This window comes from Paraburkholderia sp. MPAMCS5 (genome assembly GCF_036016995.1).
In the GTDB taxonomy this organism is placed as follows: domain Bacteria; phylum Pseudomonadota; class Gammaproteobacteria; order Burkholderiales; family Burkholderiaceae; genus Paraburkholderia.
Genome location: NZ_JAYXBK010000006.1, coordinates 28284 through 48404, shown reverse-complemented (window position 1 = coordinate 48404; position 20121 = coordinate 28284). Strand labels below are relative to the sequence as shown.

Annotated in this window: 19 protein-coding genes and 1 tRNA gene; 19 read left to right on the top strand and 1 reads right to left on the bottom strand. The window is 61.6% G+C overall.

Features of this window, described 5'->3' with window-relative positions:
• The first annotated feature begins 287 nt into the window (after positions 1-287).
• Positions 288-1835 (top strand): 2-isopropylmalate synthase, encoded by a 1548-nt coding sequence (locus tag VOM14_RS15365; protein ID WP_327629574.1) that lies wholly within the window; start codon positions 288-290, stop codon positions 1833-1835.
• A 221-nt stretch (positions 1836-2056) separates the two neighbouring features.
• On the opposite strand, the gene VOM14_RS15360 is transcribed toward VOM14_RS15365, so the two are convergent.
• Entirely contained in the window at positions 2057-2608 is a 552-nt protein-coding gene (locus VOM14_RS15360) for a hypothetical protein (RefSeq protein WP_327629573.1), read from the bottom strand.
• A gap of 188 nt (positions 2609-2796) precedes the next feature.
• On the opposite strand from VOM14_RS15360, the gene VOM14_RS15355 reads away from it, so the two are divergent.
• The 18 genes from VOM14_RS15355 (at position 2797) to nuoK (ending at position 20105) form a co-directional block, all read left to right on the top strand.
• The gene (locus VOM14_RS15355) at positions 2797-4104 is read left to right on the top strand and encodes a branched-chain amino acid ABC transporter substrate-binding protein (protein WP_327629572.1); all 1308 of its coding nucleotides are present in this window, start codon (positions 2797-2799) and stop codon (positions 4102-4104) included.
• Between the two features lie 228 nt (positions 4105-4332).
• The gene (gene rpsO / locus VOM14_RS15350; protein WP_006048211.1) at positions 4333-4605 is read left to right on the top strand and encodes a 30S ribosomal protein S15; all 273 of its coding nucleotides are present in this window, start codon (positions 4333-4335) and stop codon (positions 4603-4605) included.
• A gap of 350 nt (positions 4606-4955) precedes the next feature.
• Positions 4956-7103, top strand: a complete 2148-nt coding sequence (gene pnp / locus VOM14_RS15345) for a polyribonucleotide nucleotidyltransferase (RefSeq protein WP_327629571.1) — start codon at positions 4956-4958, stop codon at positions 7101-7103.
• A gap of 181 nt (positions 7104-7284) precedes the next feature.
• Positions 7285-8301: an NAD(P)H-quinone oxidoreductase gene (locus VOM14_RS15340; RefSeq protein WP_327629570.1), complete on the top strand. Its 1017-nt coding sequence runs from the start codon at positions 7285-7287 to the stop codon at positions 8299-8301.
• A 160-nt stretch (positions 8302-8461) separates the two neighbouring features.
• A complete protein-coding gene (tpiA, locus tag VOM14_RS15335) occupies positions 8462-9241 on the top strand; it encodes a triose-phosphate isomerase (protein ID WP_327629569.1) in 780 nt (259 codons plus the stop codon).
• Positions 9242-9322: 81 nt separating this feature from the next.
• Positions 9323-9700 (top strand): preprotein translocase subunit SecG, encoded by a 378-nt coding sequence (gene secG, locus VOM14_RS15330; RefSeq protein ID WP_327629568.1) that lies wholly within the window; start codon positions 9323-9325, stop codon positions 9698-9700.
• A gap of 112 nt (positions 9701-9812) precedes the next feature.
• Positions 9813-9897: transfer RNA gene (locus VOM14_RS15325), tRNA-Leu, on the top strand.
• Between the two features lie 163 nt (positions 9898-10060).
• Positions 10061-10420, top strand: a complete 360-nt coding sequence (locus VOM14_RS15320) for an NADH-quinone oxidoreductase subunit A (RefSeq protein WP_013339872.1) — start codon at positions 10061-10063, stop codon at positions 10418-10420.
• Between the two features lie 63 nt (positions 10421-10483).
• Positions 10484-10963 (top strand): NuoB/complex I 20 kDa subunit family protein, encoded by a 480-nt coding sequence (locus VOM14_RS15315; protein ID WP_006052903.1) that lies wholly within the window; start codon positions 10484-10486, stop codon positions 10961-10963.
• A 19-nt stretch (positions 10964-10982) separates the two neighbouring features.
• On the top strand, positions 10983-11585 hold the full coding sequence (locus tag VOM14_RS15310) for an NADH-quinone oxidoreductase subunit C (RefSeq protein WP_327629567.1): 603 nt from the start codon (positions 10983-10985) through the stop codon (positions 11583-11585).
• Between the two features lie 9 nt (positions 11586-11594).
• Positions 11595-12848 (top strand): NADH-quinone oxidoreductase subunit D, encoded by a 1254-nt coding sequence (locus tag VOM14_RS15305; RefSeq protein WP_327629566.1) that lies wholly within the window; start codon positions 11595-11597, stop codon positions 12846-12848.
• 131 nt (positions 12849-12979) lie between these two features.
• A complete protein-coding gene (gene nuoE / locus VOM14_RS15300; protein WP_327629565.1) occupies positions 12980-13465 on the top strand; it encodes an NADH-quinone oxidoreductase subunit NuoE in 486 nt (161 codons plus the stop codon).
• Positions 13462-14790 (top strand): NADH-quinone oxidoreductase subunit NuoF, encoded by a 1329-nt coding sequence (gene nuoF / locus VOM14_RS15295; RefSeq protein WP_327629564.1) that lies wholly within the window; start codon positions 13462-13464, stop codon positions 14788-14790. The genes nuoE and nuoF overlap by 4 nt, the downstream gene beginning before the upstream one ends.
• 186 nt (positions 14791-14976) lie before the next feature.
• Positions 14977-17310, top strand: coding sequence for an NADH-quinone oxidoreductase subunit NuoG (gene nuoG, locus VOM14_RS15290; RefSeq protein ID WP_327629563.1), 2334 nt, complete (start codon positions 14977-14979; stop codon positions 17308-17310).
• Positions 17311-18375, top strand: coding sequence for an NADH-quinone oxidoreductase subunit NuoH (gene nuoH / locus VOM14_RS15285; RefSeq protein ID WP_327629562.1), 1065 nt, complete (start codon positions 17311-17313; stop codon positions 18373-18375). It abuts the gene before it with no gap.
• A gap of 15 nt (positions 18376-18390) precedes the next feature.
• Positions 18391-18879, top strand: coding sequence for an NADH-quinone oxidoreductase subunit NuoI (gene nuoI, locus VOM14_RS15280; RefSeq protein WP_327629561.1), 489 nt, complete (start codon positions 18391-18393; stop codon positions 18877-18879).
• A 213-nt stretch (positions 18880-19092) separates the two neighbouring features.
• Positions 19093-19779 carry an NADH-quinone oxidoreductase subunit J gene (locus VOM14_RS15275; protein ID WP_327629560.1) on the top strand — a complete coding sequence of 229 codons (687 nt, stop codon included), beginning with the start codon at positions 19093-19095 and terminating at the stop codon, positions 19777-19779.
• A 20-nt stretch (positions 19780-19799) separates the two neighbouring features.
• Positions 19800-20105, top strand: coding sequence for an NADH-quinone oxidoreductase subunit NuoK (gene nuoK, locus VOM14_RS15270; protein WP_013339863.1), 306 nt, complete (start codon positions 19800-19802; stop codon positions 20103-20105).
• The last annotated feature ends 16 nt before the right edge of the window (positions 20106-20121 follow it).

The window sequence follows — 20121 nt, the reverse complement described above, 5'->3', positions numbered from 1 at the left end:
ACACGAACATCGGCACCCACATCGGCACGAAGTAAAAACGCGCGAGCCGAAACACGAATCTCGCCCAGGCGGGCGCCTCGGTCGCGCCCAGCGGCGCGCTTACCGGTTGTGTCCCAGTCCGCATTGTCTGCGCTTGTCCGTGCTTGTCTGCGCTTGTCCGCGCGCCGGGCCGCTATCTGTTGTACATGCGGTTAAGCATGCGGTTGTACATGCGGCGCCCAGCGCGGCGGCACATTCATTCCAATATCCGATTTCCCATCATTGAACGACTCTGCAGGAGCCCCGACATGTCCGACAAACTGATCATATTCGACACCACGCTGCGTGACGGCGAGCAATCGCCCGGCGCGTCGATGACGAAGGAAGAGAAAATCCGCATCGCCAAGCAACTCGAGCGGATGAAAGTCGACGTGATCGAAGCGGGCTTCGCGGCAAGCTCGAACGGCGACTTCGATGCGATTCACACGATCGCGGGGCTGATCAAGGACAGCACGATCTGTTCGCTTGCCCGCGCGAACGACAAGGATATTCAGCGCGCGGCCGACGCGCTCAAGCCCGCCGGGCGTTTCCGCATTCACACCTTCATCGCGACGTCGCCGCTGCACATGGAGAAGAAGTTGCGCATGACGCCGGACCAGGTGTTCGAGCAAGCAAAGCTCGCGGTGCGTTTCGCGCGCAAATTCACCGACGACGTCGAATTCTCGCCGGAAGACGGCAGCCGCTCGGACATGGACTTCCTGTGTCGCGTGCTCGAAGCGGTGATCGCCGAGGGCGCGACCACCATCAATATCGCGGACACGGTCGGCTACGGCGTGCCGGAACTCTATGGCAATCTGGTCAAGACGCTGCGGGAGCGCGTGCCCAACTCGCATAAGGCGGTGTTCTCCGTGCATTGCCATAACGACCTCGGCATGGCGGTGGCGAACTCGCTCGCGGGCGTGCAGATCGGCGGCGCGCGCCAGGTCGAGTGCACGATCAACGGGCTCGGTGAGCGTGCGGGCAATACGTCGCTCGAAGAAATCGTGATGGCCGTGAAGACCCGCAAGGATTATTTCGGCCTCGAAGTGGGGCTCGACACCACGCAGATCGTGCCGGCTTCCAAGCTCGTGTCGCAAATCACCGGCTTCGTCGTGCAGCCGAATAAAGCCGTGGTCGGCGCAAACGCCTTCGCGCACGCGTCCGGCATTCACCAGGACGGCGTGCTGAAGGCGCGCGACACGTACGAGATCATGCGTGCCGAAGACGTGGGCTGGAGCGCGAACAAGATCGTGCTCGGCAAACTGTCGGGCCGCAATGCGTTCAAGCAGCGTCTGCAGGAATTGGGTATTGCGCTCGACAGCGAGGCGGAACTGAACACCGCGTTCGCGCGCTTCAAGGAACTGGCCGACCGCAAGGCGGAAATTTTCGACGAGGACATCATCGCGATCGTCACCGAGGAATCGGCGGAAGCGCAGGAAAAGGAGCACTACAAATTCCTGTCGCTGTCGCAGCATTCGGAGACGGGCGAGCAGCCGCACGCGAAAATCGTCTTCTCGGTGGAAGGCAAGGAAATCACCGGCGAAGCGCGTGGCAACGGTCCCGTGGATGCCACCCTCAACGCCATCGAAACGGAAGTGGGCAGCGGCTCGGAGTTGCTGCTGTACTCGGTGAACGCGATCACCACCGGCACGCAGGCGCAAGGCGAAGTGACGGTGCGGCTCTCGAAGAGCGGGCGCATCGTGAATGGCGTGGGCACCGATCCGGATATCGTCGCGGCGTCGGCGAAGGCGTATATCTCCGCGCTCAACAAGCTGTATTCGAACGCCGACAAGCTGAATCCACAGCGTTCGGAGTAAGTCTCATGTGACGAAGCCCCGCGCCTTGAACGGCGCGGGGCTTTTTTATTGCGACGCTTCTTTTCCGCGCGCCGCAGTTTCCAGCGCCTTATTCAGGCGCGGCGCAGCGCATCGAGCAGCCGCTCGTGTGCGAAATAAAATTCGTCGTCACGCGCAATAAATAAAAAAGCCGCCTCGAAAGGCGGCTTTCTGGATTGATGCGTATTAAATGCCAGTGTTGCCTAGAACATGTCCCGGCGATCGGGATCGTGCAGCGGGTCCGGCGTTTTCTGCGTGAGGCGCAACACGCCCTGATCGTCGAAATAAAAGCTGTACATCATGTACCAGACGTTGTCTTCGAGGTAGCGATAGGTCCACACCTCGCGCTTCATCAACGGAAAATAGGACGTCTCGACGGGCCGGCCGAAGTTCACCAGCACATCGCCCTTCACCCACTTGCCGATTTCCGCGCGATAAAACTCGTTCGGCTGCAACACTTGGCGCACGTTGACGATCTTGCCGGAAGCGTCGATGTCGGCGGCGGTCGTGGTTTCGCCCATCGGCTGCGTGGGCCACATCAGCCGCTTGCCGCCGTTCGGCAAATCGTAGCTTTCGCGCGGCGGCCCGAGGCGCGCGACGATGGTCGATTCGTCCGCGCCCGCCTGATATTGCTGCCAGGGCTGCACGCAGCCCGCGAGCGCGAGCACGCTCAGGCAGGTCAGCGCGGCGCGGCGCAGGCGCGCGGCGGCCGGCGCACCGGCCAAGGCCGCCTTGAAGTGATGGCGGTTCAGCATGAATTCCTCCGATGGCTCTTGAGTAGCGGTTTTTATGATCGAGACTGATTATTTTGACACGTGCCGGGGTAAAAGATTTGCGCCGTGCGCGGCCGGGCCACCCAACACGATAACGGTTTTCGCGGCTTGCCTATTCCGTCTCGCAAGCCCTATGATCCGCGCTTTCACGACTCACGCAGGTACGGACGATGGCAAAGTGGCAAAGCATGGCGAGCGCGGTTCTGGCGGCCCTTTCTACGACGCTGGCGGCGCTGGCGTCCGTAGCGCCCGACCTCGCCGACGCCGCTGAAACGGCGGCGAAACCGGCCGGCGCGCCGATCCAGTTGGCGCTGATCGAAGGCATGTCGGGTCCGTTCGCGAACGCGGGCGCGGCGGTGGAGCGCAATCTGCGCTTCGGGTTGGAGCAGGTCAACGCGCGCGGCGGCGTGAAGCTCGCCGACGGCGCGCATCCGCTGGAACTCGTCGTGCTCGACAGCAAGGGCGGCACCGAAGAAGCACTCACGCAGTTGCGCGCGGCCGCCGACCGCCACATCGGCTACATCTTGCAAGGTAACGGCTCGGCCGTCGCGGCGGCGCTCATCGGCGCGATCGAGAAGCAGAACAGCCGCGAGCCGGGCAACCGCGAACTGTTCCTCAACTATTCCGCCGACGACCCCGCGCTGACGAACGCCAACTGCAGCTTCTGGCACTTCCGCTTCGACGCGCATGCCGGCATGCGCATGGACGCGCTCGCCGACGTCATCGAACGCGACAAGGCGGTCAAGAAGGTCTATCTGCTGAATCAGGACTACAGCTTCGGACATGACGTCAGCAGCCTCGCGCGCTCGGCGCTTGCCGCGAAGCGGCCGGATATCGCGGTGGTCGGCGACGAGTTTCATCCGATTGGCCGCGTGAAGGACTTTGCGCCGTACATCGCCAAAATTCGCGCGAGCGGCGCCGATGCCGTGATCACCGGCAACTGGGGCAACGACCTCACGCTGCTCGTGAAGGCGGCGCGCGAGCAGGGCCTCGACACCAAGTTCTACACGTTTTACGGCAACAGTCTCGGCGCGCCGGCTGCGCTGGGCGAAGCCGGCGTCGGGCACGTGATCGCCGTGGCCGACTGGCATCCGAACGCGGGCGGCGCGGCTTCCGACGCCTGGTACCAGGCCTTTCGCGCCCGTTTCCCGGCTGCCCAGGACGACTATCCGGTCCTGCGCATGTCGCTGATGATCGAGACGCTCGCCGCGGCGATGAACCGCGCGAGGAGCGCCGATCCGACGACGGTGGCCCGGGCGCTGGAAGGCATCCGCTTCGACAACGGCTTTCATGCGTCGTGGATGCGGGCGGACGACCATCAATTGATCCAGCCTCTATACGTGATGGAAATGGACAAGGCCGACACGCGCGGCGTGCGTTTCGATAACGAGGGCTCGGGCTTCGGCTTTCGGACGGTGCTGGCGTTGCCGGCGGAGCGCACGCTCCCGCCGACCGTCTGCAAGATGAAGCGGCCCTGATGGGCCGTCGCGGGTGCGCGTGCGGACGCAGCGGGCCCGCGCCGGTTCTTGCCGGGCCGCTTTCGTGCCCGGCACGGCGGGCCTCGCGGCACAGTCGCGCTGTGCTACAATACGCGTCCCGTTGCGGTGCTGGCTGTCTGTAAGAGCTATCTGGCGCTGTTTCGCACGGGTAATCCACGGCACGGCCTTTCTTCCGTGACCGCCTGTCTAGTTCTCAAGGAAATCGACATGTCCGCAGTTGATACAAGCAAGAAGTCTGAAGTCGTCGCGCAATTCGCACGCGCAGCCAACGACACCGGCTCCCCCGAAGTTCAGGTCGCGCTGCTTACGACCCGCATCAACGAACTGACCGTTCACTTCAAGGCACACGCGAAAGACCACCACAGCCGCCGCGGCCTGCTGCGCATGGTGAGCCGCCGCCGTAAGCTGCTCGACTACCTGAAGGGTAAGGACGCGGATCGTTACCGTGCACTGATCGAGAAGCTGGGTCTGCGTAAGTAATCGGCCAGTCGTTCAGCAAGATGCCTGTGTCAGTTCCGCTGATACAGGCATTTTGTTTTTGCACGGTGTGCTTCATGTGAGGCACATCAGCTGGACTCCGCAGCGGCGTGCCGGTTCATGCGGCGGAGCAGGAAGCAGTAAAGGCAGTAGAAAAAAGCAGCAAAAACAGAAACATGGCCGGGCTTCAGGGCGGAGCTTTGTGTCATTCCAGCGGTTCGCGCGCCGGGTCGATCCGGGCGATGTAAAGCGTGGTTCGCTGGAATGGCATAACACTACTCTTCCCATGCGGCGCCGGTCCCGGCGTTGCCGCGCCGCTTCTGGTCCGCGCGGCATTACGATGAGGAAAAGCAATGACTATGTTCAATAAGATCGTCAAAGAGTTTAAGTGGGGACAACACAACGTTCGCCTCGAGACCGGCGAAATCGCCCGTCAGGCGAGCGGCGCGGTGATCGTCGACGTCGAAGATACCGTTGTTCTCGCGACCGTGGTCGGCGCCAAGACGGCCAAGCCGGGTCAGGATTTCTTCCCGCTGACCGTCGACTACCTCGAAAAGACCTACGCCGCCGGCAAGATTCCCGGCGGTTTCTTCCGCCGCGAAGGCCGTCCGTCGGAAGGCGAAACGCTGATCTCGCGTCTGATCGACCGCCCGCTGCGTCCGCTGTTCCCGGAAGGCTTCTACAACGAAGTCCAGGTCGTGATCCACGTCCTGTCGCTGAATCCGGAAATCCCCGCCGACATTCCCGCGCTGATCGGCGCGTCGGCGGCGCTCGCCGTGTCCGGTCTGCCGTTTAACGGCCCAGTCGGCGCAGCGCGCGTGGCCTACATCAACAACGAATACGTGTTGAACCCGACGCGTCCGCAAATGAAGGAATCGGCGCTCGACCTGATCGTCGCCGGTACGGAACGCGCGGTGCTGATGGTGGAGTCGGAAGCGCAGCAACTGAGCGAAGAAGTGATGCTCGGCGGCGTGGTGTTCGGCCACGAGCAGATGCAAATCGCGATCGACGCGATCCATGATCTGGTCCGCGAAGGCGGCAAGCCGGAATGGGACTGGAAGCCGGCCGCGAAGAATGAGCCGCTGATCGCGCGCGTGACGGAACTGGCGCAAGCCGAACTGCTCGCCGCTTACCAGATCCGCGACAAGCAGGCGCGTTCGACCAAGCTGAAGGAAGTCTACGCAGCGGTTTCGGCGAAGCTGGAAGAAGAAGCCGCGGCAAGCGGCGCGGTGGCGGCCGACAAGGCGACCGTCGGCAACGTGCTGTTCGACATCGAAGCGAAGATCGTCCGTACGCAGATTTTGAACGGCGAGCCGCGTATCGACGGCCGCGACACGCGCACCGTGCGCCCGATCGAAATCCGTACCGGCGTGCTGCCGCGTACTCACGGTTCGGCACTCTTCACGCGCGGCGAAACGCAGGCGCTGGTGGTGGCCACGCTGGGCACGAAGGGCGACGAACAGAACATCGACGCGCTCGAAGGCGAATACCGCGAACGCTTCATGCTTCACTACAACATGCCGCCGTTCGCGACCGGCGAAACGGGTCGCGTCGGTTCGCCGAAGCGCCGTGAAATCGGTCACGGCCGTCTGGCCAAGCGCGCGCTGGCCGCTTGCCTGCCGAGCGCCGACGAATTCGGCTACTCGATTCGCGTCGTGTCGGAAATCACGGAATCGAACGGCTCCTCGTCGATGGCTTCGGTGTGCGGCGGCTGCCTCGCGCTGATGGACGCCGGCGTGCCGATGAAGGCGCACGTCGCCGGCATCGCCATGGGCCTGATTCTCGAAGGCAACAAGTTCGCCGTGCTGACCGACATCCTCGGCGACGAAGATCACCTCGGCGACATGGACTTCAAGGTTGCGGGCACGGAACAAGGCGTGACCGCGCTTCAGATGGACATCAAGATCCAGGGCATCACGAAGGAAATCATGCAGGTCGCCCTCGCGCAAGCGAAGGAAGGCCGTATGCACATCCTCGGCAAGATGACCTCGGCCGTGTCGGGCGCGAACACGCAATTGTCGGAGTTCGCACCGCGCATGATCACCATCAAGATCAATCCGGAAAAGATCCGCGACGTGATCGGCAAGGGCGGTTCGGTGATCCGCGCGCTGACGGAAGAAACCGGCACGACCATCGATATTTCCGACGACGGCGTCGTCACCATCGCAAGCACGAGCAGCGAAGGGATGGCCGAGGCGAAGAAGCGTATCGAGAACATCACGCTGGAAGTCGAAGTGGGCCAGGTGTACGAAGGCACCGTGCTCAAGTTGCTCGATTTCGGCGCGATCGTGAACATCCTGCCGGGCAAGGACGGTCTGCTGCACATCTCTGAGATCGCCAATGAGCGCATCAAGGACATCAACGACTACCTGAAGGACGGCCAGCAAGTGAAGGTCAAGGTCATCCAGACGGACGAGAAGGGTCGCGTGCGTTTGTCCGCCAAGGCGTTGCTGAACGACGCCGCGTCGGGCGCGCCGCAAGGTGAGCCGACGCCGCAGTAAAGCGGTAGAAGCACAACGGCCGGCAGCGCGAATGCGCTCCGGCCGTTTTTCATGATGGATGCAGGGTGGATCGCGTTGCAGACAAATGAGCCGCGCGCTCATTGACCGGATGCGGCGACAATGCAGGTGAACGCGGACGAACGCGGGTGTGCAACGCAATCCAATCTTGGAGTTGACGCAGATGAAAGCGATCGAAATCACCGAATTCGGAGCCCCTGAAGTTCTCAAGCTCGCGGAGCGGCCCACGCCGCAGCCGAAAGCGGGCGAGGTGCTGATCAAGGTGGCGGCTTCCGGCATCAACCGCCCCGACGTATTTCAGCGCAAGGGCGGTTATGCGCCACCGCCGGGCGCGTCGGATCTGCCGGGGCTGGAAGTGGCGGGCGAGATCGTCGGCGGCGAGATCGACGGGAAGAACAATCCGTTCGGTCTGAAAATCGGCGATCGCGTGTGCGCGTTGCTGGCGGGCGGCGGCTATGCGGAATACGCGGCCGCGCCGCTGCTGCAATGCCTGCCGGTGCCGGCGCGCCTGACGGACGTCGAGGCGGCGTCATTGCCGGAAACGTTCTTCACCGTGTGGAGCAATGTTTTCGACCGCGCGCAACTCGGCAAGGGCGAAGGCGGCCCGAACGAAACCTTGCTGGTGCAGGGTGGGTCGAGCGGCATCGGCGTCACGGCGATCCAGATTGCGCACGCGCTCGGTTTTCGCGTATTCGCCACGGCAGGCTCGGACGAAAAGTGCCGCGCTTGCGAGGCCCTCGGCGCAGAACGGGCGATCAATTACAAAACGGAAGACTTTGTCGAGGTCATCAAATCGCTGACCAACGACCGCGGCGTCGATGTGGTCCTCGACATGGTGGCGGGCAGTTACGTCTCGCGTGAGCTGACGGCGCTGGCAGACGGCGGGCGCATCGTGCTGATCGCGTTGCTCGGCGGCGCGAAGGCGGAGCTGAATCTGAACGAAGTGCTGCGCCGCCGGCTGACCGTGACAGGCTCGACACTGCGTCCGCGGCCGATCGAATTCAAGGCGAAAATCGCCGCGCAGCTCAAGGAACAGGTGTGGCCGCATTTGCAGGACGGGCGGATCAAGCCCGTGGTGCATCGCGTGTTCCCTGCCGCGCAGGCTGCCGACGCGCACACGCTGATGGAAACGAGCACGCACGTCGGCAAGATCGTGCTGACTTGGGGTCAGGACGCTTGATAGCCGTGCTTCGGCGGGAGTCGGGAGCAGACGCGCTCGTTTGACCCGATGTCCCCCACGCAGTAAAATTGCGCGTTTTGCGCCCGCCGCACGAATCCGTGACGCGGACCCGAAACGCAAACATAGCCCGCCGCCAAGGCAAGACGAGACGGACGAGACGATGTCGAAACAACGAGCCAAACTGGTAGTTGGTAACTGGAAAATGCACGGGCGCCTCGCCGAAAACGCGGCGCTGTTGCAGGCTGTGGCCAAGGGCGCGGGCGATCTGCCTGCCGACGTGCGCGTAGGCGTGTGCGTGCCGAGCCTTTATCTCGCCCAAGCGCAGTCTTTGCTGGACAGCAGCCGGGTCCTATGGGGCGCGCAGGATGTTTCCGCCTTTACGCATGGCGCCTATACCGGCGAGGTGGCTGCGCCCATGGTGGCGGATTTTGGCGCTACGTTCGCAATCGTCGGACACTCGGAGCGTCGCGCCTATCATCGCGAGAGCGCCGAGCTGGTCGCGGTTAAGACGCAGCGTGTGTTGGAAGCGGGTTTGACGCCTATCGTGTGCGTGGGCGAAACGCTCGAGGAGCGCGAAGCCGGTTCGACCGAGCAGGTGGTCGGCACGCAACTGGACGAAGTGCTGGCGAAATTGTCGGCGGATGAAGCGGCTCGCATCGTTGTCGCCTATGAACCGGTCTGGGCGATCGGCACCGGCAAGAGCGCAAGCTCGGAGCAGGCGCAGGCGGTGCATGCGTTCTTGCGTTCGCGTCTCGTGGCTAAGGGCGCAAGCGTCGCGGATGTGCCGCTCCTGTATGGCGGCAGTGTCAAGCCGGACAACGCGGAGGAATTATTCCGTCAGCCGGACATCGACGGCGGCCTGATCGGCGGCGCGTCGTTGAAGGACCAGGATTTTCTGGCGATCTGCAAGGCGGCGGCTGCAACAGCGGTTGTCGGTTAAGCAGGGCGCCTTGTCGGGGATGACCCATCCCGGTTCTCGCAATCTGCGAGAACCGGTTAAATAAAGACTCAGGTGAGTGTAATGCTGTATTTGAAAACATTGATTATCGTCGTTCAGTTGTTGTCGGCGCTCGGGGTCATTGGCCTCGTTTTGCTGCAGCACGGCAAAGGCGCGGATATGGGCGCGGCTTTTGGCAGTGGCGCATCGGGCAGCCTGTTCGGCGCCACTGGCTCGGCGAACTTTTTGTCGCGCACAACGGCAGTGCTCGCGGCGGTGTTTTTTGTAACAACTCTGGCGCTCACCTACCTGGGTGCGTATCGTGCGAAGCCTTCTGCTGGCGTGCTCGGCGCGGCGGTGACGGCACCTGTGGCAGCTTCCGCTGCGTCGGCGCCGGCTGGCGGTTCGGCCGCATTGGCTGCCTCGGCCGCGTCCGTTCCGGTCACAGACGTGCCGAAATAAATTTTCGTAGAAAGTGCGTTTGTGCGTTGAACAATCTGTTTAAAGCAGTTACAATCTAAGTCTTGAAGCGATTCGCGGGATTTATAAGTTGTTTTCCCGGATTGCATATAGTGCCGACGTGGTGAAATTGGTAGACACGCTATCTTGAGGGGGTAGTGGCGAAAGCTGTGCGAGTTCGAGTCTCGCCGTCGGCACCAAATGTTATCTAAATGCCAGCCGCTTGCTTCAGCTTCGGTTGGCATTTTTCACTTCTGGCGTGCGGTTTGCGTTGGGTCTGCGGCATGTGCGTCTCAGAAGTGATTTCGCGTCAGGGGTGCTATGCTCCTGACGGCACTCAGAACCAACCGATTGAGGATAGTCTTGAACCTCGCAGCCTATTTCCCCGTCTTGTTGTTCCTCGTTGTGGGCACCGGTTTAGGCGTAGCACTGGTCAGTATCGGCAAGATCCTCGGTCCCAACAAGCCCGATACCGAGAAAAACGCACCGTACGAGTGCGGCTTCGAAGCATTCGAAGATGCGCGCATGAAATTTGACGTGCGCTATTACCTCGTCGCCATTCTCTTCATCATTTTCGATCTTGAAACCGCATTCCTGTTCCCGTGGGGCGTCGCCCTTCGCGATATCGGCTGGCCTGGCTTCATGGCAATGATGATTTTCCTGCTCGAATTCCTGCTGGGCTTCGCCTATATCTGGAAGAAGGGTGGCCTCGACTGGGAATGATGATTTAATCGCCGGTTTGCGTGGGTGGCCAAGGCTTGCCGCCCCGTCTGGAGTGGAAAGCAAATGAGTATCGAAGGGGTCTTGAAGGAAGGGTTTGTCACCACCACGGCTGACAAGCTGATTAACTGGACGCGCACCGGCTCCCTGTGGCCGATGACGTTCGGCCTTGCGTGCTGTGCGGTCGAGATGATGCATGCGGGCGCCGCTCGTTACGACCTCGACCGTTTTGGCGTGGTGTTTCGTCCAAGTCCGCGCCAGTCGGACGTCATGATCGTCGCCGGCACGCTGTGTAACAAGATGGCGCCGGCGCTGCGCAAGGTCTACGACCAGATGGCAGAGCCGCGTTGGGTGATTTCGATGGGTTCGTGCGCGAACGGCGGCGGCTATTACCACTACTCGTACTCAGTAGTGCGTGGCTGCGACCGCATCGTGCCGGTCGACGTCTATGTGCCGGGTTGCCCGCCGACAGCGGAAGCGCTGGTCTACGGCGTGATTCAGTTGCAGGCCAAGATTCGTCGCACCAACACAATCGCCCGTCAATAAGGCAACGCCTCCCCACAATATGGCAAGCAAACTCGAGACCCTGAAAGCGAACCTCGAGGCGGCCTTTGGCGGCCTCCTGCTGAGTACTACCGAGGCAATCGGTGAGTTGACGATCGTCGTGAAGGCTGGCGACTACCTCAACGTGGCAACGCGTCTGCGCGACGACCGCTCGCTCGGTTTCGAGCAAATGGTCGACCTTTGCGGCGTCGACTATCAAACGTATGCCGACGGCGCTTACGACGGTCCGCGTTTTGCGGCCGTCCTGCATTTGTTGTCGGTGCAGAACAACTGGCGTCTGCGTCTTCGTGTGTTCGCTCCGGACGACGAAGTACCGATCTTGCCGTCAGTCGTCGAAATCTGGAATTCGGCCAACTGGTACGAGCGCGAGGCGTTCGACCTGTACGGCATCGTCTTCGAAGGCCATCCGGACCTGCGCCGCATTCTGACCGATTACGGTTTCATTGGTCACCCGTTCCGTAAGGATTTCCCTGTCTCCGGCTACGTCGAAATGCGTTACGACCCGGAAGAGAAGCGCGTCGTCTATCAGCCTGTGACGATCGAGCCGCGGGAAATCACGCCGCGCGTGATCCGCGAGGATCGCTATGGCGGTCTGAAACACTAAGAGAACGCCATGGCAGAGATCAAGAATTACACGCTCAACTTCGGCCCTCAGCATCCGGCAGCGCACGGCGTGCTGCGTCTTGTGCTGGAGCTCGACGGCGAAGTCATTCAGCGCGCCGATCCGCACATCGGCCTGCTGCATCGCGCGACTGAAAAGCTCGCCGAAACGAAAACGTTCATCCAATCCGTGCCGTATATGGACCGTCTCGACTATGTGTCGATGATGGTCAACGAGCACGGGTATGTGCTCGCAATCGAGAAGCTGCTCGGCATCGAAGTGCCGGTTCGCGCGCAGTACATCCGCGTGATGTTCGACGAAATCACGCGCGTGCTGAACCACCTGATGTGGATCGGCGCGCACGCGCTCGACGTCGGCGCAATGGCGGTGTTCCTGTACGCGTTCCGCGAGCGCGAAGACCTGATGGACGTGTACGAGGCGGTGTCCGGCGCGCGGATGCACGCCGCTTACTATCGTCCGGGCGGCGTCTATCGCGATCTGCCGGACGCCATGCCGCAATACAAGGCGTCGAAGATTCGCAATGCGAAGGCATTGTCGAGAATGAACGAGAACCGTCAGGGTTCGCTGCTTGATTTCATCGACGATTTCTTTACGCGCTTCCCGAAGTGTGTCGACGAATACGAAACGCTGCTTACCGACAACCGGATCTGGAAACAGCGTCTGGTCGGCATTGGCGTGGTCAGCCCGGAGCGCGCTCTGCAACTCGGCATGACCGGGCCGATGCTGCGCGGGTCGGGCGTCGAATGGGATCTGCGCAAGAAGCAGCCGTACGAAGTGTACGAGAAGCTCGATTTCGACATTCCCGTGGGCGTCAACGGCGATTGCTACGACCGCTATCTGGTTCGCGTCGAAGAAATGCGCCAGTCCACGCGCATCGTGAAACAGTGCATTGAGTGGCTGCGCAAGAATCCCGGCCCTGTGATGATCGACAATCACAAGGTTGCGCCGCCGTCGCGCGTCGGCATGAAGTCGAACATGGAAGAACTGATTCACCACTTCAAGCTGTTCACAGAAGGCTTCCATGTGCCGGAAGGCGAATCGTACGCCGCCGTCGAGCATCCGAAGGGCGAGTTTGGCATCTATCTGATCTCGGACGGTGCGAACAAGCCATATCGTCTCAAGATCCGCGCGCCGGGTTATGCGCATCTGTCCGCGCTGGACGAAATGGCGCGCGGTCACATGATCGCCGACGCCGTGACGATCATCGGCACGCAGGACATCGTGTTCGGCGAAGTGGATCGCTAGGACGTAATCATCGGCGCGCGTCTTCTGGCTGGACCGGAGCGCGCGTCAAGCAAAGGGACGCCGGGTCTGTCGCAGCACAAAGTGAGCGACAGGTTTTCGTTCGGTAGGAATTGAAAGAGTCGTGTCTGAAAATGATCTCAGCTGAAGGCCTGAAAGAAATCGATCGCGCGATCGCGAAGTATCCCGCCGATCAGAAACAGTCCGCCGTGATGTCGGCGTTGGCCACTGCTCAGGAAGAGCATGGCTGGCTGTCGCCCGAACTCATGCAGTTCGTCGCAGACTATCTCGGCATGCCGGCAGTCGCCGTGCAGGAGGTGGCAACCTTCTACACGATGTACGAGACCTCGCCGGTCGGCAAACACAAGATCACGCTCTGTACGAACCTGCCGTGCCAGCTCGGCCCGGACGGCGGCTCCGAGAGCGCCGCTGAATACCTGAAGCAGAAGCTCGGCATCGACTTCGGCGAAACCACGGCCGACGGCAAGTTCACCTTGAAAGAAGGTGAGTGCATGGGTTCGTGCGGCGACGCGCCGGTGATGCTGGTGAACAACCATCGCATGTGCAGCTTCATGAGCCGCGAGAAGATCGACCAGCTGCTCGAGGAACTTTCGAAATGACGTCTTTACACGATCGTCACATCAAACCGCTGATTCTCGCCGGCCTGAACGGCGACAACTGGCATCTCGAAGACTACGTGGCGCGCGGCGGTTACGCCCAGCTGCGCCGCATTCTGGAAGAAAAAATTCCGCCCGAGCAGGTGATCGCCGACGTCAAGGCGTCGGGTCTGCGCGGCCGTGGCGGCGCCGGCTTCCCGACCGGCCTGAAGTGGAGCTTCATGCCGCGCCAGTTCCCGGGCCAGAAGTACCTCGTCTGCAATTCGGACGAAGGCGAGCCGGGCACGTTCAAAGACCGCGACATTCTGCGCTTCAATCCGCATTCGCTGATTGAAGGCATGGCCATCGGCGCTTACGCGATGGGCATCACGGTTGGCTACAACTACATTCACGGCGAAATTTTCGAAGTCTACCGACGCTTTGAAGAAGCGTTGGAAGAAGCTCGCCGCGCCGGGTTCCTCGGCGAGAACATCATGGGTTCGGGCTTCTCGTTCGAACTGCATGCGCACCACGGTTACGGCGCCTACATTTGCGGCGAGGAAACCGCGCTGCTTGAGTCGCTGGAAGGCAAGAAAGGCCAGCCGCGCTTCAAGCCGCCATTCCCGGCAAGCTTCGGCGTGTATGGCAAGCCGACCACGATCAACAACACCGAGACGTTCGCGGCAGTGCCGTTCCTGCTCGCCATCGGTCCGCAGAATTACCTCGAAATCGGCAAGCCGAACAATGGCGGCACGAAGATTTTCTCGGTTTCGGGCGACGTCGAGCGTCCGGGCAACTACGAGGTTCCGCTCGGCACGCCGTTCGCAAAGTTGATGGAACTCGCCGGCGGCATGCGCGGCGGCAGGAAGATCAAGGCCGTCATTCCGGGTGGGTCGTCGGCCCCGGTCGTTCCGGGTGACATGATGATGCAAACCGACCTGGACTACGATTCGATCGCGAAGGCCGGATCGATGCTCGGCTCGGGCGCGGTCATCGTGATGGATGAGACGCGTTGCATGGTGCGCTCGCTGCTTCGGCTGTCGTACTTTTATTACGAAGAATCGTGCGGGCAATGCACGCCTTGCCGCGAAGGCACGGGCTGGCTGTACCGCGTCGTGCATCGTATCGAGCATGGCCTTGGCCGTCCGGAAGATCTGGATCTGCTGAATTCGGTCGCGGAAAACATCATGGGCCGCACGATCTGCGCGCTTGGCGATGCAGCCGCCATGCCGGTTCGCGGCATGCTCAAGCATTACTGGAACGAATTCGAGTATCACGTCGCTCATAAGCATTGCCTTGTCGGCGGTCATGCTGGCGCTGCGGCGGCGACGGAAACAGTGGCTGCCTGACAGGTGATTCGGCGTGACCCGGCGAGCGGCGGTACAGCGCTCAAACGGGGTGCCGGGACAAGCGCTAGGACAAGTACACCGAACGGGTGCGCACCAGAAGACGTCAACCACGGGATTCATTGTCTGAAACGGGCAATGAACGGGGCGAACGATTGAGCGGTAACAGGTTAAGGAAGATTGACCATCATGGTTGAACTTGAAATAGACGGCAAGAAGGTAGAGGTGCCCGAAGGCAGCATGGTGATCCAGGCTGCGCATAAGGTCGACACGTACATTCCTCACTTCTGCTATCACAAGAAGCTGTCGATTGCGGCCAACTGCCGGATGTGTCTGGTCGATGTCGAAAAGATGCCGAAGGCCGTCCCCGCATGCGCGACGCCGGTTTCGGCCGGCATGATCGTGCGGACCAAGTCGGAAAAGGCGGTGAAGGGCCAGCAATCCGTGATGGAGTTCCTGCTGATCAACCACCCGCTGGATTGCCCGATTTGCGATCAGGGCGGCGAGTGCCAGTTGCAGGATCTGGCGGTGGGTTACGGCAAGTCGTCGTCGCGGTATAGCGAAGAGAAGCGCGTGGTGTTCCATAAGAACGTCGGCCCGCTTATCTCGATGGAAGAAATGTCGCGTTGCATTCACTGCACGCGGTGCGTGCGCTTCGGCCAGGAAGTGGCCGGCGTGATGGAACTCGGCATGCTGGGTCGCGGCGAGCATTCGGAAATTACGTCGTTCGTCGGCAAGACGGTGGACTCCGAACTGTCGGGCAACATGATCGACCTGTGCCCGGTCGGCGCGCTGACCAGCAAGCCGTTCCGCTACAGCGCGCGTACGTGGGAATTGTCGCGCCGCAAGTCGGTGAGCCCGCACGATTCCGTCGGCGCAAACCTGGTCGTGCAAGTGAAGAACAACCGCGTGATGCGTGTTCTGCCGTTCGAAAACGAAGCCATCAACGAGTGCTGGATTTCGGACAAGGACCGCTTCTCGTACGAAGGCCTGAATAGCCCGGAGCGTCTGTCGCAGCCTATGCTGAAGCAAGACGGCAAGTGGATCGAAACCGACTGGCAAACCGCACTCGAGTATGTGGTCAAGGGCCTGAAGGGCATCAAGGGCGACCATGGCGCGAATGCGCTCGCCGCGCTCGGCAGCGCCCACAGCACGGTTGAAGAACTATTCCTGTTGAAGCAACTGGCACAAGCGGTCGGCACGCCGAACGTCGACTTCCGTCTGCGTCAGTCGGATTTCTCGGCGCCGGTCAACGGCGCGCAGTGGCTCGGCACCTCGATCGCAGACTTGTCGAACATCGACTCGGCGCTGGTCATCGGCTCGGACCTGCGCCGCGATCATCCGCTGTTGGCCGCGCGTCTGCGCCAGGCTGCAAAGGGCGGCGCCCAGCTCACGCTGGTGCAAGCCACGAGCGACGACGCGCTGATCCCGCAAGCGCGGCGCATCGCCGCCGCGCCGTCGGCATGGCTCGAAGCACTGGCTGGCATTGCGTCCGCGGTCTCGCAAGCAAGCGGCGCGGCGTTGCCCGAAGCTTTCGCGGGCGCTGAAGCGACCGACGCGAGCAAACAGGTCGCAAAGTCGCTCGCCACCGGCGAACGCCGTCTGATCCTGTTGGGCAATGGCGCTATGCGTCATCCGGATTTCGCTGTCATTCACGCCGCGGCCCAATGGATCGCGGACGCCACCGGCGCAACACTCGGTTTCCTGCCCGAAGCGGCCAACACGGTCGGCGCGCATCTCGTGAACGCATTGCCGGGAGAGGGCGGCCTGAACGCCCGCGAAGCCTTCGAGCAACCGCGCAAGGGCTACGTGCTGCTGAACCTCGAGCCGGAGTTCGATACGGCCAACCCGGCGCAGGCTCTGGCGGCGCTGAAGCAGGCTGAAATGGTCGTCGTGATGTCGCCGTTCCAGACCGGCGCCGAATACGCCGACGTTCTGCTGCCGATCGCGCCGTTCACCGAAACGGCTGGCACGTTCGTCAACGCGGAAGGCACGGTCCAGACGTTCAACGGCGTCGTGCGTCCGCTCGGCGACACGCGTCCGGCATGGAAGGTGTTGCGCGTGCTGGGTAGCCTGCTGGGCGCGCCGGGCTTCGAATACGACACGTCCGACGAAGTGCGCAACGCCGCGCTCGGCGACGGTGAACTGCAAACTCGCCTGTCGAACAGGACGGGCGTGGCGGTTGCGCGCGGTAAGGCGGCGAAGGCCGGCGAAGGCAAGTTCGAGCGTATCGCCGACGTGCCTATCTATCACGCCGACGCGCTGGTCCGTCGCGCGGCATCGCTGCATCTGACGGCAGCGGCGCGTGCCGCGAACAAGGTCGGCCTGCCGGCCGCGCTGTTCGACAAACTGGGTTTGAAGGAAGGCGACGCGGTTCGCGTGCGCCAGGGCGAGCAATCGGTGCAGTTGCCGGCCGTGCGCGACGCGAATCTTGCGGAGACGGTCGTCCGCGTATCGGCGGCTACGCCTGCCGGTGCAGCGCTGGGCAGCCTGTTCGGTGAACTGGTGGTGGAGAAGGCGTAAATGAGCTTGTTCGATACGATCAACTCGGGCGGCACCCAGCTTCTCGGTGTGGCATGGCCCACGGTGTGGGCGCTGGTGCGCATCCTGGTGGTGTCCGTCGTGATCCTGCTGTGCGTGGCTTACCTGATCCTGTGGGAGCGTAAGCTGATCGGCTGGATGCACGTGCGTCTCGGTCCGAACCGCGTCGGCCCCGCAGGTCTGCTGCAGCCGATCGCCGACGTGCTGAAGCTGTTGCTGAAAGAAGTGATTCAGCCGGCTCAGGCTAGCCGCTGGATCTACCTGATTGCGCCGATCATGGTGGTGGTGCCGGCCTTCGCAGTCTGGGCGGTGATTCCGTTTCAGGCTGGCGCGGTGCTCGGCGACATTAACGCGGGTCTGCTGTATGCGATCGCGATTTCGTCGATCGGCGTGTACGGCGTGATTCTGGCCGGCTGGGCGTCGAACTCGAAATACGCGTTCCTCGGCGCCATGCGCGCCGCGGCCCAGATGGTCTCATACGAAATTTCGATGGGCTTCGCGCTCGTCGTCGTGCTGATGACGGCCGGCACGCTGAATCTGTCGGACATCGTCGGTTCGCAGGAGCGCGGCTTCTTCGCGGCTCACGGCCTGACCTTCCTGTCGTGGAACTGGCTGCCGCTGTTGCCCATGTTCGTCGTGTACTTCATCTCGGGCATCGCCGAAACGAACCGTCACCCGTTCGACGTGGTGGAAGGCGAATCGGAAATCGTCGCGGGCCACATGATCGATTACTCGGGTATGGCGTTCGCGCTGTTCTTCCTTGCCGAGTACATCAACATGATCGTGATCTCGGCATTGGCATCGACGCTGTTCCTCGGCGGCTGGAGCGCGCCATTCGGCTTCCTGTCGTTCATTCCGGGCGTCTTCTGGCTCGTACTGAAAGTTTTTGCGCTGCTGTCGGTGTTCATCTGGGCGCGTGCCACGTTCCCGCGCTATCGCTACGACCAGATCATGCGTCTCGGCTGGAAGATTTTCATTCCGGTTTGCGTGGTGTGGCTGGTGGTGGTCGGCTTCTGGATCATGTCGCCGTGGAATATCTGGAAATAAAGGGCGGATGAACTCATGACCGCAATCCAAAACTTTTTTAAGACCTTCTTCCTGACGGAGCTCGTCAAGGGCCTCGCGCTGACCGGACGTTATGCGTTCCAGCGCAAGGTGACCGTGCAGTTCCCGGAAGAGAAGACTCCGATTTCGCCGCGTTTCCGCGGGCTGCATGCGCTGCGCCGTTATGAGAACGGCGAGGAACGATGCATCGCGTGCAAGCTGTGTGAGGCGGTGTGTCCCGCGCTCGCTATCACGATCGAGTCGGAAACGCGCGAAGACAACACGCGCCGTACGACGCGTTACGACATCGACCTGACCAAGTGCATTTTCTGCGGCTTCTGCGAAGAGAGCTGCCCGGTCGATTCGATCGTCGAGACGCATATTCTCGAATATCACGGCGAAAAGCGCGGCGACCTGTACTTCACGAAGGACATGCTGCTGGCAGTGGGCGATCGCTACGAAGCGGAGATCGCCGCGAACAAGGCTGCTGACGCTCCTTATCGTTAAAGCGTTGCAGTCGAAGCAGCCGATGCGGCGATCGCGCATCAGCAAATTGCATCAGTAATTGCAGCAGTAACACGGCCTGTTGTCGGGCCGAGCGCCGCGGCCTGACACCGCGGCACGGCGCACCTGTGCGGCGGTTCTGGCGGTTTTACGCTGTTGCCAGACGCACGTGCCAAAGAAAATGCCTGACGATGGCCTAACGATGAACCGGTAATCATGGAATTCACGACCGTACTGTTCTACATCTTCGCGCTGCTCCTGGTTGTTTCAGGGCTGAAGGTGATCACCTCGCGCAACCCGGTGTCGTCCGCACTGTTTCTCGTGCTGGCGTTTTTCAACGCAGCGGCGATCTGGATGCTGCTGCAGGCCGAGTTTCTCGCCATCCTGCTGGTGCTGGTCTACGTGGGCGCCGTGATGGTGCTGTTCCTGTTCGTGGTGATGATGCTGGACATCAACATCGACGTGCTGCGTAAAGACTTCAAACGCTTCGTACCGATGGCGACGGTAGTCGGCGCGATCATCGTGCTCGAAACCGCGCTGATTTTGTGGCACGGCTATGGCGCGACCAGCACGGTGGTGCGCGACACGACCGCAGCCGCGAACGGCATGGGCGACTGGTCGAACACCCGCCTGATCGGCAAGGTGATCTACACCGACTACATCTTCGCCTTTGAAATTGCCGGCCTCGTGCTGCTGGTGGCGATTATCGCGGCTATCGCGTTGACCACGAGCCACAAGAAGGACAGCAAGCGCCAGAACGTCAGCCAGCAGGTGAAGGTGCGTGCCCAGGACCGCGTGCGCGTCGTGAAGATGCCGTCGGAGAAAAGCGCGGCAACCGTCGCCGCGGAAGAAGCCGCAGCAGCAGCGGCAGCGGCCGAATCGGCATCTGCCAAGAACAGCTGAGCGGACAGGAGATAGAAACCATGTTGACCCTTGCTCATTACCTTGTGCTCGGCGCGATTCTGTTTGCGATCAGCGTCGTCGGCATTTTCCTGAACCGCCGTAACGTCATCATCATCCTGATGGCGATCGAACTGATGCTGCTCGCGGTGAACACCAATTTCGTCGCCTTCTCGCATTACCTCGGCGACGTGCATGGCCAGATTTTCGTGTTCTTCGTGCTGACCGTTGCGGCAGCGGAAGCGGCGATCGGCCTCGCAATTCTGGTGACCCTGTTCCGTAGCCTCGACACGATCAATGTCGAGGATCTCGATCAGCTCAAAGGTTAATCTCAGGAAAAGCGGT